12 protein-coding genes are annotated in these 14,425 nt (G+C 65.5%); 9 read left to right on the forward strand and 3 right to left on the reverse strand.

Going from position 1 to position 14,425, the window contains the following annotated elements:
* Positions 1-168: 168 nt before the first annotated feature.
* A complete protein-coding gene (locus VGU00_RS05830) occupies positions 169-1,758 on the reverse strand; it encodes a hypothetical protein (protein ID WP_327466454.1) in 1,590 nt (529 codons plus the stop codon).
* A 309-nt stretch (positions 1,759-2,067) separates the two neighbouring features.
* Between VGU00_RS05830 and VGU00_RS05835 the strand changes: the two genes are divergently transcribed.
* Both VGU00_RS05835 and VGU00_RS05840 read left to right on the forward strand, forming a co-directional pair.
* Positions 2,068-3,630 (forward strand): tannase/feruloyl esterase family alpha/beta hydrolase, encoded by a 1,563-nt coding sequence (locus tag VGU00_RS05835; protein ID WP_327466456.1) that lies wholly within the window; start codon positions 2,068-2,070, stop codon positions 3,628-3,630.
* The gene (locus tag VGU00_RS05840; protein WP_327466458.1) at positions 3,617-5,221 is read left to right on the forward strand and encodes a carboxylesterase/lipase family protein; all 1,605 of its coding nucleotides are present in this window, start codon (positions 3,617-3,619) and stop codon (positions 5,219-5,221) included. Before VGU00_RS05835 ends, VGU00_RS05840 begins: the two co-directional genes overlap by 14 nt.
* A gap of 133 nt (positions 5,222-5,354) precedes the next feature.
* On the opposite strand, the gene VGU00_RS05845 is transcribed toward VGU00_RS05840, so the two are convergent.
* Together VGU00_RS05845 and VGU00_RS05850 are read right to left on the reverse strand one after the other, a co-directional pair.
* A complete protein-coding gene (locus VGU00_RS05845) occupies positions 5,355-7,040 on the reverse strand; it encodes a GMC family oxidoreductase (protein WP_327466460.1) in 1,686 nt (561 codons plus the stop codon).
* Between the two features lie 35 nt (positions 7,041-7,075).
* The gene (locus VGU00_RS05850) at positions 7,076-7,609 is read right to left on the reverse strand and encodes a gluconate 2-dehydrogenase subunit 3 family protein (protein ID WP_327466462.1); all 534 of its coding nucleotides are present in this window, start codon (positions 7,607-7,609) and stop codon (positions 7,076-7,078) included.
* A 143-nt stretch (positions 7,610-7,752) separates the two neighbouring features.
* Between VGU00_RS05850 and VGU00_RS05855 the strand changes: the two genes are divergently transcribed.
* The 7 genes from VGU00_RS05855 (at position 7,753) to VGU00_RS05885 (ending at position 14,294) form a co-directional block, all read left to right on the forward strand.
* Complete coding sequence (locus VGU00_RS05855; protein WP_327466464.1) at positions 7,753-9,012, forward strand: MFS transporter; 1,260 nt, start codon at positions 7,753-7,755, stop codon at positions 9,010-9,012.
* Positions 9,009-9,962 carry a sugar phosphate isomerase/epimerase gene (locus VGU00_RS05860; RefSeq protein ID WP_327466466.1) on the forward strand — a complete coding sequence of 318 codons (954 nt, stop codon included), beginning with the start codon at positions 9,009-9,011 and terminating at the stop codon, positions 9,960-9,962. Before VGU00_RS05855 ends, VGU00_RS05860 begins: the two co-directional genes overlap by 4 nt.
* A gap of 27 nt (positions 9,963-9,989) precedes the next feature.
* Positions 9,990-11,102: a Gfo/Idh/MocA family oxidoreductase gene (locus VGU00_RS05865; RefSeq protein ID WP_327466468.1), complete on the forward strand. Its 1,113-nt coding sequence runs from the start codon at positions 9,990-9,992 to the stop codon at positions 11,100-11,102.
* Between the two features lie 11 nt (positions 11,103-11,113).
* Complete coding sequence (locus VGU00_RS05870; RefSeq protein ID WP_327466471.1) at positions 11,114-12,184, forward strand: sugar phosphate isomerase/epimerase; 1,071 nt, start codon at positions 11,114-11,116, stop codon at positions 12,182-12,184.
* Between the two features lie 159 nt (positions 12,185-12,343).
* Positions 12,344-13,084, forward strand: coding sequence for an SDR family oxidoreductase (locus tag VGU00_RS05875; protein WP_327466473.1), 741 nt, complete (start codon positions 12,344-12,346; stop codon positions 13,082-13,084).
* Positions 13,081-13,839, forward strand: coding sequence for an SDR family NAD(P)-dependent oxidoreductase (locus tag VGU00_RS05880; protein ID WP_327466475.1), 759 nt, complete (start codon positions 13,081-13,083; stop codon positions 13,837-13,839). Before VGU00_RS05875 ends, VGU00_RS05880 begins: the two co-directional genes overlap by 4 nt.
* Positions 13,827-14,294, forward strand: a complete 468-nt coding sequence (locus VGU00_RS05885) for a heme-binding protein (RefSeq protein ID WP_327466477.1) — start codon at positions 13,827-13,829, stop codon at positions 14,292-14,294. The genes VGU00_RS05880 and VGU00_RS05885 overlap by 13 nt, the downstream gene beginning before the upstream one ends.
* The last annotated feature ends 131 nt before the right edge of the window (positions 14,295-14,425 follow it).

A 14,425-nucleotide genomic window follows, 5' to 3' on the forward strand; every position in this document is an offset into this window, starting at 1 on the left:
GGACTCGGCGGATCAAGTCCGCGAGCGGCGTCCCGGGCAACATGATCGGCCCAAATTCGGGCCGATCGGTTCCCTGAAGCTCAACAAGCATATTTTGGAGCGGCGATCAACATGCAAGCAGCATTGCTCGGATGTTGCAGCGGATCCGGCCGCGCAGCGAGGTTCCGTTCAAGGCTCTTGCCGCGGGTGCGCCGTGCCTTTGAACAATCCCGTGAACCCCTTGACGAGCTCTATCTGCGCGGCTCCTTTCTTCACGCGCGTGTCGCCCACCTCGAAGGCCTGATGCTCATACTCCCAGTCATCCGCAATATAGCCTTCATATCCATTGGCGGCCGTCACAAGGATGGTGTTTCGAAAGGGCGATGTTTCCCTCACGGCCTTGCCGATGGACGTCACCACCTCCGCCGATACGCCTTGAAACGCGATATCGCCCAGCGTCAGCAGTCGCAGCTTGTAGGGCTGCGTCTTGCCGACATCGATCGTGTCCACCCGAACAATCGCTTCGGCACTGTGGATCTCGGGATCGGTCTGCGTCGCCTCGATCCCGGCATTGGCTTTCAATATGTCCCGGACATGCTCGTCGGTGAGATACTCCAATATGGAGGATCCCGCGCTCCCGAGGTTCCTGTTGTGCGGCTCTCGGCCCTTGGTCTGGATGGTGTACTGCGTCAGGAATCTCGGGTTCTGGTCTCCTGCCGCGCCCATGGTCCACAGCACGACCGCGTCGCCCCACCGCGCTTCGATCTTGGAGCTGGTTCTGCCGGCGATATCGCCGGTGATCGGCGTCCCGATGCCGGAGAGATTTCCGTTCATCACGACGGGATGGACGGCATAGTTCACGATCAGGGAAATGACCTTCCCGTTCAGATCCTCGATTCGAACCATTCTGATCGTCTTGTCGCTCGGCCGCTCGAAATTGCTCCCGAGCACGGACTTTTTGCCAAAGACGATGTCCCTGTTGACGTTGATCAGGGACTGTCCTTCCCCGTAACCGTAACGGGCGGGAACCATATTGGACCGGGCCGCCGCGACGGTGGACGCAAGCGTTCGCTTGATCTCCTCGTACCACTTGCGGCTCTTTCTGCTGTCTGCAGGGCTGGTATAGTCGAAAAGGGAGATGGGCGTCGTGCCATGGGTGTGGGTAGCGGCGATGAAGATGTTCTGGATCGGAATCCCGGTCTGCCGGTGGAGGAACCGCAGCGTCTCTTCGGCCTCGGGCACGAGGGTCATGTCGAGAGTGATGAACAGATACTGCTGCGCGCCGTCGGACATTGCCAGGACCCTGGCGTAGACCGGGTCGTTGATCGACCTGAACTTGAGACCGTAAAGGAGCGGCATCGGCATCAGATACGAGGACGGCGTGATCTCGCCTTTCGCCGCGCCGGCCATGAACCCGGGTCCGGCAGGGAAGGGGTGCGGACGCGAGACGACGCGCGTCGATCCCTCGCCATCCTTGTCGAGGGCAAAAGCGATCGAATTGAAGAGGACGCCGACCACAGCGAGCGCCGACAGGATCGCCAGGATCTTTCTGGGCCGCGTGCGCTTCCTGGAGACAAGATAGAGATTTACCAGCAGGAGGACGACAACCAGCGCAACGCACGCGAACGGCCATTCCGCGATATAAAAACTCCCGTCTGACAGATATGGGAGGTCCCGGAAGGCAAAGATCGCCAACAGGCTGATGTAGGCGGAAACTGCGCCTACGATGATCGTCGTGCGCCTTAATGTCAGCCAGGTTGCGATGCGGTCGCTTTTCAATTGCAGGTTCCTCGTCTCCAGGGGCGAAGGCCTCGCGCCTCGGTCCCGATGCATGCTCGTCTGGCTCGCCGTTGGCTCGCCGACGAGACAGGCCAGGCTGTTTCCATCACCGCGCCGATACTGGCCTCATCACTTCGACCGCCCGCGACATATTGTCGATCGATGTTTCGCGGAGCCCGTGCCGGTCAAGCTATTCCAGGAGGCTTGCCGAGTCAAACTTGCGGTCAATGTTGACCGTAACATTGACTTTGGCTAGACATTCGGCGTGGACGAAGATCCAGGCGCCCTTGGCGCGGTGGGAGGAGTGCGATGGCTATGCGTTCGTGGCTTGCAATGGGGACGGGACTTGCCGCCGTCATGTTCGGGGCGGCTTCCGGCGGCCTTGCGGCGGCCCAGCCGGCCGGATCGTCTTTTGCGACGCGCTGTAGCGGGATCGAAGGAAAAAGCCTCGCCGGCGCGGTCGTGACGAAAGCCGAGCATGTCGCGGCAGGCTCCACGCTGCCGCCGCTGCCAACGGCGGACAGCCCGGCGTTCTGCCGGGTGCGCGCCGAAGCCGTGCCGGTCGCGGGCTCACGCATCAAGCTTGAAATCTGGCTCCCCGATACGTGGAACGGGAAACTCGCCGGAATCGGGGGAGGCGGCTTCGAAGGAGGCTACACCCTTGCGAACATCGTGCTTCGCATGCCGGTCAGGGCCGGCTTTGCCGGGGTGGTGACCGATGCGGGCCACGACCGCGCAATCGTGCCGAAATGGGCGTTCGGACAGCCGGAAAAAATCGCCGACTTCGGAAATCGCGCCAACCATGTCGGGGCGGTCGTCGCCAAGGCGGTCGCTGCCGACTATTATGGCGCGCCCGTCAAGCGGGCGCTGTTTCATGGCTGCTCGAACGGCGGCCGCGACGCGCTCATGCTCGCCCAGCGCTATCCTCGCGACTATGACGCGATCGTGGTTGGAGCGCCCGCGAATGATTTTTCGGGGCTCATGGCGTCATTTGGCCGCCTGGGCCAGCTCGGCCGCGGAACGCTCGGCAAGGCGCTCGAACCCAAGCTCAAGCTTGTCCGCGATGCGGCGGTGGCGCGCTGCGACGGCCTCGACGGCGCCAGGGACGGGCTGATCGGAAATCCGGCGAAGTGCCGCTTCGATCCCGCGGTTCTCGCCTGCAAGGCGGGAGCGTCCGGTGAAACCTGTCTTTCGAAGACCGAGCTTTCGGCCGTGAAGGCCGTCTATGCTGACAGCCGCCTGCGCGACGGAACGCTCGTGATGCCCGGATTGCCGCCAGGAAGCGAAGGCGACTGGAGCAGCTGGCTGACCGGGTCGACGCCGCAGGGTGCTGGTATGGCGACCGCCTTCTACCGCAATTTCGTCCACAGCGACGATAGCTGGTCGGCCGAGAATTTCGATATCGACCGTGAATGGAAGGCGGGCAGGGCGACGGTAAGCAATATGATCGACGCGCTCGACCCCGACCTGCGGCCCTTCCTTGGAGGCGGCGGGAAGCTGCTCATGTATCACGGCTGGAACGACGCCGCGATCCCGGCCGGAAATTCCATCCGCTACTTCGAGTCGATGCGCCGAACCGTCGGAAGCCGGCTTGCAGGGGCGACACGGCTCTTCATGCTTCCCGGCGTCGGACATTGCACGGGCGGAAGCGGACCCGATACGGTCGATTATCTTGCCGAAATCGACCGCTGGGCGGAAAGCGGGATTGCGCCCGACCAGCTCACGGCGACCAAGTTCGAAAGCGCCTTTGCCGCCTACACGAGCGCGCCGGGGAAGGCGCTTCGAAGCCGGCCCGCCTGCGCCTGGCCGAAGGCGGCGCAGTACCGCGGCTCGGGTTCAATGGAGGAGGCTGGAAGCTATGTCTGCCGTTAACCGCTCGCCGGGGCGCACTGCCGGCCAATGCGATCGGGGCGAGCCCGCCGCTGCTGCGATGCGGGCGCGATGCGCCTTTGTCGTTGCCGCCTTCGCATCGCTTCTGGCCCCGGCCGCGAGCGCGCGCGAGGACGTCGTGATGACCGCGTCCGGCGAGGTCGCGGGACGGATCGAAAAGGACGTCCGCGTCTTTCGCGGCATTCCTTATGCCGAGGCGCCGGTGGGTGACTTGCGCTGGCGGGCTCCGCGTCCCGCGGCGGCATGGACCGGCCGGCGCGATGCGACGCACTTCGCGCCGTCCTGCCCGCAGCCGGACCCCAAGCCGTTCGGTCCCTATAGCGCCGCATTCATGCCGGCGAGCGAGCTGTCGGAGGATTGCCTCTATCTCAATATCTGGTCGCCAGATGGCGGGGGAAAGCGGCCCGTCTATCTGTTCATCCATGGCGGCGCCTTTGTCGGCGGCGGATCGAACGCTGCCGTCTATGATGGCGCGGAGCTCGCCCGCAAGGGCGCGGTGGTGGTCACCATCAACTACCGGCTCGGTCTTCTCGGTTTCATGGCGCATCCCGAGCTCGCCAGGGAGTCGCCGCTCGGGACTTCGGGGAACTATGGTCTTCTCGATGCCATCGAGGCGCTGCGCTGGGTCCGCGACAATATCGCGCGCTTTGGCGGCGATCCGGCGAACGTCACCGTAGCGGGGCAGTCGGCCGGATCGGCGCTCGTCAACGATCTGCTCGTCTCGCCCCTGGCAAGCGGGCTGTTTCACCGCGCGGTGCTCCAGAGCGGGCCGGAGCTTGGCATCCCCGGTCCGAGCTATGCGACCGCCGAGGCGCTGGGAAGCGCGACTGTCGCACGGGCCGGAGTGAAGGACATTGCGGGCCTCCGGGCGGCGCCCGTCGAGACCATCCTGAAATCCGCTGTCGGTTTCCCGTTGCCCGTCGCTGACGGCAAGGTCATCCCCGCCAGTCCGGAAAATATGGCAACCCCGCTCGCATCGCCGGTTCCTCTCATCATCGGTTTCACGCGCGACGAAAGCGCCGCCGCGGACGGTCCGCAGACTGTCGGCGCCTTCGAGGCGGAGGTGCGCAAGCGCTTCGGCGATCTCGCCCCGCGAGCGCTCGCGCTCTACCCGCACGGCACCGACGCGGAGGCGGCACGATCGGGGGTCAGAATCGCCCGCGATCGCCGTATCGCGGGGCTCATTCTGTGGGCCGAGGCGCGCGCGGCGCAAGGTGTACCGGTCTTTTCCTACCATTTCGAGCATCCGTTCCCGGGAAGCGATCCGGATGCGTTCGGCGCGTTCCACACGGGCGATCTGCCCTATGTGTTCGGCAACCTCGACATCTCGGACGCGCATTTCACCGGCAAGGACCGCGCCCTCTCGCGCCTTGTCCAGGACCATTGGCTGGCCTTCATCAAAACCGGCGATCCTGGCAGCGCCCGATCGAAGCCGCGATGGCGGCGGGCGGGGGCGGACCCGGCAACGATCTGGCGGATCGGGCAGGCGGACAGTGAACCGCTCATCGACCCTGCGCGCCTCGCGCTGTTTCGCGATCACAAGGCAAAGGGCGGAACGCTCGGCATCTTCTGAGGCCGGGCCGACCGGCGGTCGAACCCGGAACGGCCGAGGCACGGCGATGCGGCGCCAGCTCGAGCGCGCGGGCAGAAGGCGCCCGGGGGGAGGGCGCCGCGGGGGTTCCGCGACGCCGCTCGGCCGCGATTTTCTAGAGCGCGCCTTCCTTCAGGAATTCGCTCGCGTGATGCGCGGCGCGCGCGCTGAGCGCCATATAGGTGATCGACGGATTCTGGCAGCCGCCCGACGCCATTGCGGCGCCGTCGGTGACGAAGATGTTCGGCACGTCGTGAAGCTGGTTATATTTGTTCAGAACCGAGGTCTTCGGATCCTTGCCCATGCAGGCGGTACCCATTTCGTGAATTCCGGCTCCAGGCGTTCCCAATTTTCCGGCAGCATCCATTATGACCATAGCGCCCGCCGCCTCGATCATCGCGCGGGCATCCGTCGATATCTGCTTGGCCATCCTGGTCTCATTGTCCCCATGCGCGCATTCGATGTGAACTTGCGGGATGCCCCAGATATCGGTCTTCGTCTTGTGCAGGGTAACCCGGTTTTCGGGGTTGGGCAGCATCTCGCCGAAGGCGCTCAGGAACACGACCCAGGGGCCGGGCTTGCGCGCGATCTCCTTCACCGGCGCGCCGACGCCCTTGCCCGCCTTCCAGGGTGTCTTCCAGCCGAGCCGCATCCCGCCGCCCTGATATCCATAACCCCGCAGGAAATCGCCGGGTTCGGTGACGTTCCGGAAGCGGGGCAAATAGAAGCCGGTAGGCCGGCGGCCGCGGTAGAAACTGTCGCGGAAGCCGGGGTAGATGCCCGCGGTTCCGGCCATGATATGGTCCATCAGATTGCGCCCGAGCATGTCCGAGGAATTGCCGAGCCCCGTGGGGTTCTTCTCCGACGCCGAATTGAGCAGGATCTGCGCGCTGCCGATCGTCGAGGCGCATAGGAAGATGATTTTCGCCTGATAGGTCTTTCCCTCGCGGCTGTTCGCGTCGATGACGCGCACGCCCGTCGCCTTGCCGGTTTTCGGGTCCTGAATGATGCTGTGCACGATCGCGTCGGTAACGATCGTACAATTGCCGGTCGCCATGGCGGCGGGTAGCGACGAACTCAGGCTCGAATGATAGGCGCCGAACGTGCATCCCCGCTCGCACAGCGAGCGAACCTGGCATTGCATGCGGCCGAGCTCTTCATGGTGCGGGCGCGTTTCGGTCAGATGCGCGCAGCGTCCCGGAATCACACGGCGGCCGTCGAACTTGCTCGCGACCTTCGCTGCAAAATCCTTTTCGACATCATTCAACGCGAACGGCGGCAGGAATTCGCCGTCGGGCAGCTGCGGCAGCCCCTCCCTGGACCCCGAAACCCCGATGAAGGTCTCGACGTGCGAATACCAGGGTGCAAGGTCGGCGTAGCGGATCGGCCAGTCCGAACCATGACCATCCCTGGCGTTCGCCTCGAAATCCATTTCGCTCATCCGGTAGGTCTGTCGTCCCCACATCACCGAGCGGCCGCCGAGGAGATTGCCGCGAAACCAGTCGAACGGCTTGTCCTCATCGACGCTGTAGGGTTGCTCGCTGTCCTTCGCCCAATAGTGCTTATTGACCTCGCTCATCGCATATTGCCGGCCTTGAACCGGATAGTCGCGCTTGAGCTCTTCCTCATTGACCTTGTTGGCGTTGATCAGTTCCCAGGGAAGCACCGAATCCGAGTAGGAAGCGCCATGTTCCATTCGCACGCCGCGTTCGAGAACGAGCGTCTTGAGGCCCCGCTCGCTGAGTTCCTTGGCGGCAATGCCGCCGCTCATGCCGGATCCTATAACGATGGCGTCAAACATTCTTCAAACTCCCGTGGGGCAGGTCGTACGTCGCGTCAGAAGCCGGACGGCCCGCCATAGGCGCGGGTTTCGGCGGTGACCGGGATCGAGGGCTCCCAAGCGCCCGGATTATGCTCGTAGCGAAGCTCGACCGTCGCTCCCGGTTCGGAAAGATAGTAGAGGGTGACGATCAACTCCTTGAGCTCGGCATAGTCGGCATTCAGGCCGTTCGCCTTGTCATAGGCATCGAGGAAGCCGAACCGCGCGTCCGGCGCGAGCGCAGCGAAGGCCGTGCCCGTCTCGCCCTGCGCTTTGGTGTCGATCGCCTCGAGCGCTCCAACAAGCTTCGCGCGGTGCACGGGTGCCGCCCAGTTCGCCAGAAGCTTTTCGAAGGCGTCCGGAACGCCCGCCGCGAGGGCGCCGGGCGTGTCCGTGGCCGGAATGATGGTATCGGCAACCGCCGCGAGCAGCTTCGCCGTCGGGGCGGGGAGCGACTCGGGTCCGGCGAACAGCGCCCCGGCACTTGTGTGCGGGACGGCCGCGACACCTGCCAAAAGCATGATGTTGCGCAGCATGCTGCGTCTGTCCATGATCTCCATCCTCCCGCCGGTATTTCCGTCTGATGTACCGATTCTCTGATAAAGTTACAAGCATGTTGTCCCGTAAGTTGCGACCCGCTAAGCAGGGGGTGAGCACGGCATCGGGGATTCGAGCCGGCCGACGGGGAGTGAAAATGACGGTCTGGTTTCGCCTGTTCCTGATGATGGTGCTGCAGGTCGCGATCTGGGGCGCATGGCAGCCCAAATTATTCCCCTATATGTCGATGCTCGGGTTCAGCGCGGGCGAGCAGGGACTGGTCGGAACGAGCTGGGGCATCGCCGCGATCGTCGGCATCTTCTTCTCGAACCAGTTCGCCGACCGGACCTTCGCGGCCGAGCGCTTCCTCGCTGCGAGCCATGCGATCGGCGGCCTCTGCCTGCTCGGCACAGCCTACAGCACGAGCTTTCTGCCCTTCTTCCTTTTCTATCTCGGCTATAGTCTCGTCTACGTTCCGACCCTGTCGGTCGCCAACAGCATGGCCTTCGCCAATCTCCCGCATCCGGCGCGCCAGTTCGGATCGGTGCGGATGGGCGGCACGATCGGCTGGGTGATCGCGAGCTGGCCTTTCATTCTGCTTCTCGGCGCCGATGCCGACGGGTCCGAGGTGCGGACGATCTTCCTCGTCGGCGCGCTGCTGTCGTTCGCGATGGCGGCCTATTCGCTGACGCTTCCCCACACCCCGCCGCGCACCGGCGGCGGCATCGACCGCCTCGCTTGGCGGCGTGCCGCAAGCATGCTACGGACGCCCTTCATTGGCGTGCTGTTCCTCGTCACCCTGATCGACGCCGTGGTTCACAACGGCTATTTCGTGATGGCGGACGCCTTTCTGACCGAACGCGTAGGCATTGCGGGCAATCTTTCGATGGTGGTCCTCAGCCTCGGTCAGGTGGCCGAGATATTGACGATGCTCATTCTCGGACGCGTCCTTGCGGCGCTCGGCTGGCGCCCCGTCCTCATCATCGGGATACTCGGGCACGCGGCGCGTTTCCTCGTCTTCGCCTTCCTGCCCGACAGCGTGCCGACGATCGTCGCGGTGCAACTGCTCCACGGCATCTGCTACGCCTTCTTCTTCGCGACCGTCTATATCTTCGTCGACGAGGCCTTTCCCGAGGATGTGCGCTCGAGCGCGCAAGGATTGTTCAACTTCCTCATTCTGGGCGCCGGCATGGTCGTCGCGAGCTTTCTCTTCCCGTGGCTCATGTCGCAGCTCACGATCGAAACCGCCGAGGGAAGGGCCACCGACTATCAGGCGCTGTTTCTGATCCCGTCCGCCCTGGCTATGGTCGGGGCCCTCCTGCTTCTCGTGGCGTTCCGGCCTCCGTCGGCGCGACCGCTCGCCGCGCGAGGAGAGACCTCGTCCCAATCCCCTACACCGCCTGGAGACTTGCCATGAACCTCGCCCTGGACCGCCGTTCGCTTCTGATGGGTGCTGCCGGGACCGCCGCCGCGTTTGCGCTTCCCGCCTGCGCGATGCGGGCGCCCGCAGGGCGCTTCTTCGACCGCCTGTCGCTGCCCGTCGGCATCCAGCTCTATGCGCTCGGCGACGAGCCGCAGAAGGATCTCGAAGGCACCTTGGCGAAGGTCGCCGCGATCGGGTTTCGCGATATCGAGCTGCCAGGCCTGCTCGGGCGCGACGCGGCGACGATACGCCGCGCGGCCGACAACGCCGGCGTCTCGATCAGCTCGATCCATGTCGGCGCGCAGGGCGATTTTTCGTTGTCGAACGACAGCCAGAAGCTTCTCGATATCGCCGGCATGATCGGCGCCCGCCAGATCGTTGTGCCGATGTTCCAGCTGCCCGCCGGCGCAAAGTTGCAGCCGGGGGAGGATTTCGCCGCGCTCATCGCGCGCACGGTCCGCGAGGCCGGCGCCGACATGTGGGTGAAGCTCGCGGCGAGGCTCAACGAGAAGGCCGTGCCGCTCAAGGCCGGCGGCGTGTCGCTCGGCTACCATAACCACAGCGTCGAATTCGCGCCGATAGACAAGCGCACCGGCTGGGAGATCCTCGCGAAGGAAACCGACCCGGCGCTCGTCCATTTCGAGGCGGACATCGGCTGGATCGTATCGGCGGGCCTCGACCCCGTCGCGTTCCTGAAGCGTTACAGCGGACGGGTCCGGCAGCTCCATGTAAAGGACGTGAAGCGCGGGTTGGTCCCCAACACCCAGATGCGCACCGACCCGACCGAAGTCGGAACGGGGAGCGTCGACTGGGCGCGGGTCCTTCCCGCCGCCTACGCCGCAGGCGTGCGCCATTTCTATTATGAACAGGAGCCGCCTTTCGCGATTCCGCGCATCGAGGCGGCGGCCAAATCCTACGCTTTCCTCGCGCAGCTGCGCGCCTGAACAAGATCACGGTTGAAGGAACAGACGATGCGACGATTGCGGATGGCCATGATCGGCGGCGGACCAGGCTCCTTTATCGGACCGGTCCACCGCATTGCGGCCGAACTCGACCGCGAGATCGAACTCGTTGCCGGGGCCTTCAGCAGCGATGCCGAGCGGTCCCGTGCCGCCGGCCTGTCGTACCGGATCGATCCCGCGCGCGCCTATCGCGACGTCGCCGCGCTGCTCGAGGGCGAACGGGCGCGGGGAGATGGCGCCGACTTCGTCGCGATCGTCTCGCCCAACCATCACCATCTTCCGGCGGCGAAGGCCGCGCTTGCCGCGGGCTTTCCGGTCCTCAGCGACAAGCCGCTCACCGCGACGCTTGCCGAAGCGCATGAGCTTGCAAATGCCGTAACGGCCTCGGGGCTCGCTTTCGGCGTCACCTATACCTACTCGGGCTATCCGCTCGTCCGCGAAGCGCGCGAGCGCGTGGCCCGCGGCGATATCGGCGCCATCCGCAAGGTGGTCGTCGAATATCCGCAAGGCTGGCTCGCGGGCGCGGCCGAAGGCAAGCAGGCGGAGTGGCGCGTCGATCCCGCGCGCGCCGGCGAAGGCGGCTGTATCGGCGATATCGGCACCCATGCCTTTCATCTCGCCGAATATATCTCGGGTCTCCGCGTCAACCGCCTGTTCGCCGATCTCGGCACGGTGGTACCGGGGCGCCTCCTCGACGACGATGTCGCGGTCCTTCTGCGCTTCGAGAATGGCGCGAGGGGCGTCCTCCTTGCCTCGCAGATCGAGCTCGGCGAACTCAACGGCCTTCGCATTCGCCTCTACGGCGAGCGCGGCGGCCTGGTCTGGCGCCAGGAAGAGCCCAACAGCCTTGTCGTCCACCGCGCCGACGGCGGCACAGAAATCCTGCGCGCCGGCACCGCACTCGGCGCCGCGGCGAGCGGCGCGACGCGGACGCCCGGCGGGCATCCCGAAGGCTATCTCGAGGCCTTCGCCAACATCTACCGGGACTTCGCGCGGCAGCTGCGCGGCGAGCCCGGCACGGCGGCGCCGGGGATTGACGAGGGATTGCGCGGCATGGCCTTCGTATCGGCCGCAGTCGCTGCCAGCCGCGACGGGCGCGGCTGGACCGATTTCAACATCTGAAGGGAGCAGGCATGCGCACGATAAAAGGACCGGGCATCTTCCTTGCCCAATTCGCCGGCGATGCGCCGCCATATTCCTCGCTCGAGGCGATCGCGGACTGGGTCGCGGGTCTCGGCTACAAGGGCGTGCAGATCCCGAGCTGGGACGGGCGGCTCTTCGATCTTGCTCTTGCTGCCGAAAGCACGACCTATTGCGACGAGGTCAAGGGCATGCTCGCGGGCAAGGGCCTCGAGATCACCGAGCTGTCGACCCACCTGCAAGGCCAGCTCGTCGCGGTCCACCCCGCCTATGACGAGCAGTTCGACGCGTTCGCCGTGCCCGAGGTGCGCGGCAATCCCGCCGCACGCCAGCGCTGGGCCGTCGAGCAGCTCCGACTGGCAGCGCGCGCGAGCCGGAACCTCGGCCTTGCGGCGCACGCGACCTTCTCGGGCGCGTTCGCCTGGCCCTATTTCTACCCCTGGCCGCAGCGGCCCGCAGGACTGGTCGAGGATGCGTTCGCCGAACTTGGCCGGCGGTGGAAGCCGATCCTCGATGCGTTCGACGAGGCGGGGGTGGACGTCGCCTATGAAATCCATCCGGGAGAGGATCTTCATGACGGGGTGACGTTCGAGATGTTCCTGGGCGCGGTTGGCGGTCACGCGCGCGCCAACATCCTTTACGATCCGAGCCATTTCGTCCTGCAGCAGCTCGACTATCTCGGCTTCATCGATGTCTACCACGAGCGCATCCGCTGCTTCCACGTCAAGGACGCCGAGTTCAAACCCTCGCCGCGCGTCGGCATCTATGGCGGCTATCAGTCGTGGGTCGACCGGCCCGGCCGCTTCCGTTCGCTTGGCGATGGTGAGGTCGATTTTTCGGGCATCTTCTCGCGAATGGCGCAATATGATTTCCCCGGCTGGGCGGTGCTGGAGTGGGAATGCGCGCTCAAGCACCCGGAAGACGGGGCCGCGGAAGGCGCGCCCTTCATCCGCGACCATATCATCCGGGTGACCGAGCATGCCTTCGACGACTTTGCGGCGGGTAGCGCCGACCGGGCCGCAAACCGGCGTCTAATGGGGATCGCAGCCGCCGACACGCCCTGAGGCCGGTGCCGTGCGGCCTCGGCCGCGGTCGAGCTTCCATCGAGAGCTGGATGAGCAGTATATTTGCAGTCGGGATTGACTGTTTGTTACTTACGCTATTAAACCGCAATTGAGGCGTCGCGGCATGGCTGCGCGAGTCTTGTGGGAAAGGATCATCGAATGGCAGGCAAGGGCGGGCGTCTCGCGGGTAAGCGATGTTTCGTCAGCGCGGCGGGGCAGGGGATCGGCCGCAGCATCGCCGAGGCTTTTGCGGCCGAAGGCGCCGAGGTCGTCGCCGCGGACCTGCGTTTCGCCGACGACGTGCTGCCGCCCGGGGTCGAGCGCCTCATCCTTGATGTCACCGATGACGCCGCGCTGGCCGATGCGGTGCGGGCGGCGGGGGCGGTAAGCGTGCTCGTCAATTGCGTCGGCAAGGTCGCGTCGGGCACGATCCTCGACGCGCCGTTGGACGAACTCGACGACAGCTACCGGCTCAACGTCCGGAGCACCGCGGCGGTCATCCGTGCGTTTCTGCCCGGCATGATCGAGCGCGGCGACGGCTCGATCATCAATATCGCATCGGTGGTTTCGTCGGTCATGGCGGCCCCTGGGCGCTTTGCCTATGCTTCGACCAAGGCCGCGGTGATCGGACTGACCATGTCGGTTGCGCTCGATTTCGTGAAAAGCGGCATCCGCTGCAATGCGATCAGCCCGGGTACGGTGGAGACACCGTCGCTCCACGACCGCTGGGCGGCGACGGGCGACATCGAGGCAGCGCGCGCCGCCTTCGTCGCGCGCCAGCCCATGGGGCGCCTCGGCGCACCGGACGAAATCGCCGCTGCGGCTATCCTGCTCGCATCGGACGAGGCACGCTTCATGACGGGCGCGAATATGGTGATCGACGGGGGAATGAGCCTTTGACCAATCGTCTTGCCATCGTGACGGGCGGCAGCACCGGCATCGGTCGCCATCTCGTCGCGGCGATCGTCGCGGCGGGCTATGACGTCGCGTTCAGTTTCAACAGCGACGTGGCAGGGGCGGAGGCGAGCGCTGCCGAGGCATCGGCGGGCGGCGGACGGGTGCTTGCGCTGCGCTGCGATGTCGCATCCAGAGCCGAAGTCGACGCCTTCCACAGCCGTGCAGCCGATTGGGCAGGCTTGGCGCCCGCGCTGCTCGTGAACAATGCCGGTGTGCAGACCTGGTCGCCTCTCCTGGACCTCGCCGAAGAGAGCTGGGACCGGGTGATCGCGACCAATCTCAAGGGATGCTTCCTCAACACCCAGGCGGCGGGCCGCCTGATGAAGGAGGCGGGCGGCGGCGCGATCGTCAATCTGGGTTCGGGCTGCAACAAGCATGCGTTCCCGAACCTCGTCGATTACACGGCCTCGAAGGGCGGCATCGAACAGCTGACGAAATCCTCGGCGGTCGAGCTCGGCCAATATGGCATCCGCGTCAACTGCGTCGCACCGGGCGCGATCGAGACGGCGCGAACGCTCGAAGAGTCGCCCGATTACGAGGCGAGCTGGGCGCCGATCACGCCGCTCGGGCGAGTCGGCAAACCCGGCGATGTCGCCGACGTCATTCTCTTTTTCGCCAGTGATGCGGCGCGCTTCGTCACGGGCCAGACGCTTTGGGTCGATGGCGGTGTATTCAGCAGGGCACCATGGCCCTATTGAGCGATCAGCCAGCGGCCGGTGGCGCGGGCCTCCTGTCAAACGCCGCCGCGTCGGTCAGTCGCCGCGCGTCCGCGCATCTCGTCGAGGCGGCCCTCGACTTCATCGCCGATGCAAAGTTCGAGGCGTCGGTCGCGGTCGTCGACCCGGCGGGCACCTTGCGGGCTTTTGCGAGCAGCGACGGCGCACGCTTTTTGACCGTAGATGTCGCGATCGGCAAGGCGTGGACTGCCGCCTCGATGGGATATCCGACGGGTCTTTGGAACAAGCTGTCATCGGATCCCGCCTTCGCGCCGCTTTCGCGCCTGCCGCGCGTCGTCGCTGTGGGCGGTGGCTACCCGCTGTTCGAAAATGGCCGCCTGGTTGGCGCCGTCGCGGTATCGGGTGGAACGACCGAGCAGGACGAAGCCGCGGCGCGTGCCGCGATCGCGGCCGCCGGTTTCGATCCGCCCGCCTAGCGCGAGGGGCGAGCGACGATCGCGGCCGGAATTCGCATCGGCCTCCCTGGCGGATTGCGCGCGGCGACCTTTCCGTGCCGCCGCTGCGGGGGCAAAAGACAAGTCCCGGGTCCGGAAGGGCAGGGAAATAT

The sequence above is a fragment of the Sphingopyxis sp. genome (genome assembly GCF_035944815.1).
In the GTDB taxonomy this organism is placed as follows: Bacteria; Pseudomonadota; Alphaproteobacteria; order Sphingomonadales; family Sphingomonadaceae; genus Sphingopyxis.

Coding starts and splice junctions, on each gene's coding strand:
- VGU00_RS05835 (WP_327466456.1), top strand. CDS start 2,068: ATGGCTATGCGTTCGTGGCTTGCAATGGGGACGGGACTTGCCGCCGTC.
- VGU00_RS05840 (WP_327466458.1), top strand. CDS start 3,617: ATGTCTGCCGTTAACCGCTCGCCGGGGCGCACTGCCGGCCAATGCGAT.
- VGU00_RS05845 (WP_327466460.1), bottom strand. CDS start 7,040: ATGTTTGACGCCATCGTTATAGGATCCGGCATGAGCGGCGGCATTGCC.
- VGU00_RS05850 (WP_327466462.1), bottom strand. CDS start 7,609: ATGGACAGACGCAGCATGCTGCGCAACATCATGCTTTTGGCAGGTGTC.
- VGU00_RS05855 (WP_327466464.1), top strand. CDS start 7,753: ATGACGGTCTGGTTTCGCCTGTTCCTGATGATGGTGCTGCAGGTCGCG.
- VGU00_RS05860 (WP_327466466.1), top strand. CDS start 9,009: ATGAACCTCGCCCTGGACCGCCGTTCGCTTCTGATGGGTGCTGCCGGG.
- VGU00_RS05865 (WP_327466468.1), top strand. CDS start 9,990: ATGCGACGATTGCGGATGGCCATGATCGGCGGCGGACCAGGCTCCTTT.
- VGU00_RS05870 (WP_327466471.1), top strand. CDS start 11,114: ATGCGCACGATAAAAGGACCGGGCATCTTCCTTGCCCAATTCGCCGGC.
- VGU00_RS05875 (WP_327466473.1), top strand. CDS start 12,344: ATGGCAGGCAAGGGCGGGCGTCTCGCGGGTAAGCGATGTTTCGTCAGC.
- VGU00_RS05885 (WP_327466477.1), top strand. CDS start 13,827: ATGGCCCTATTGAGCGATCAGCCAGCGGCCGGTGGCGCGGGCCTCCTG.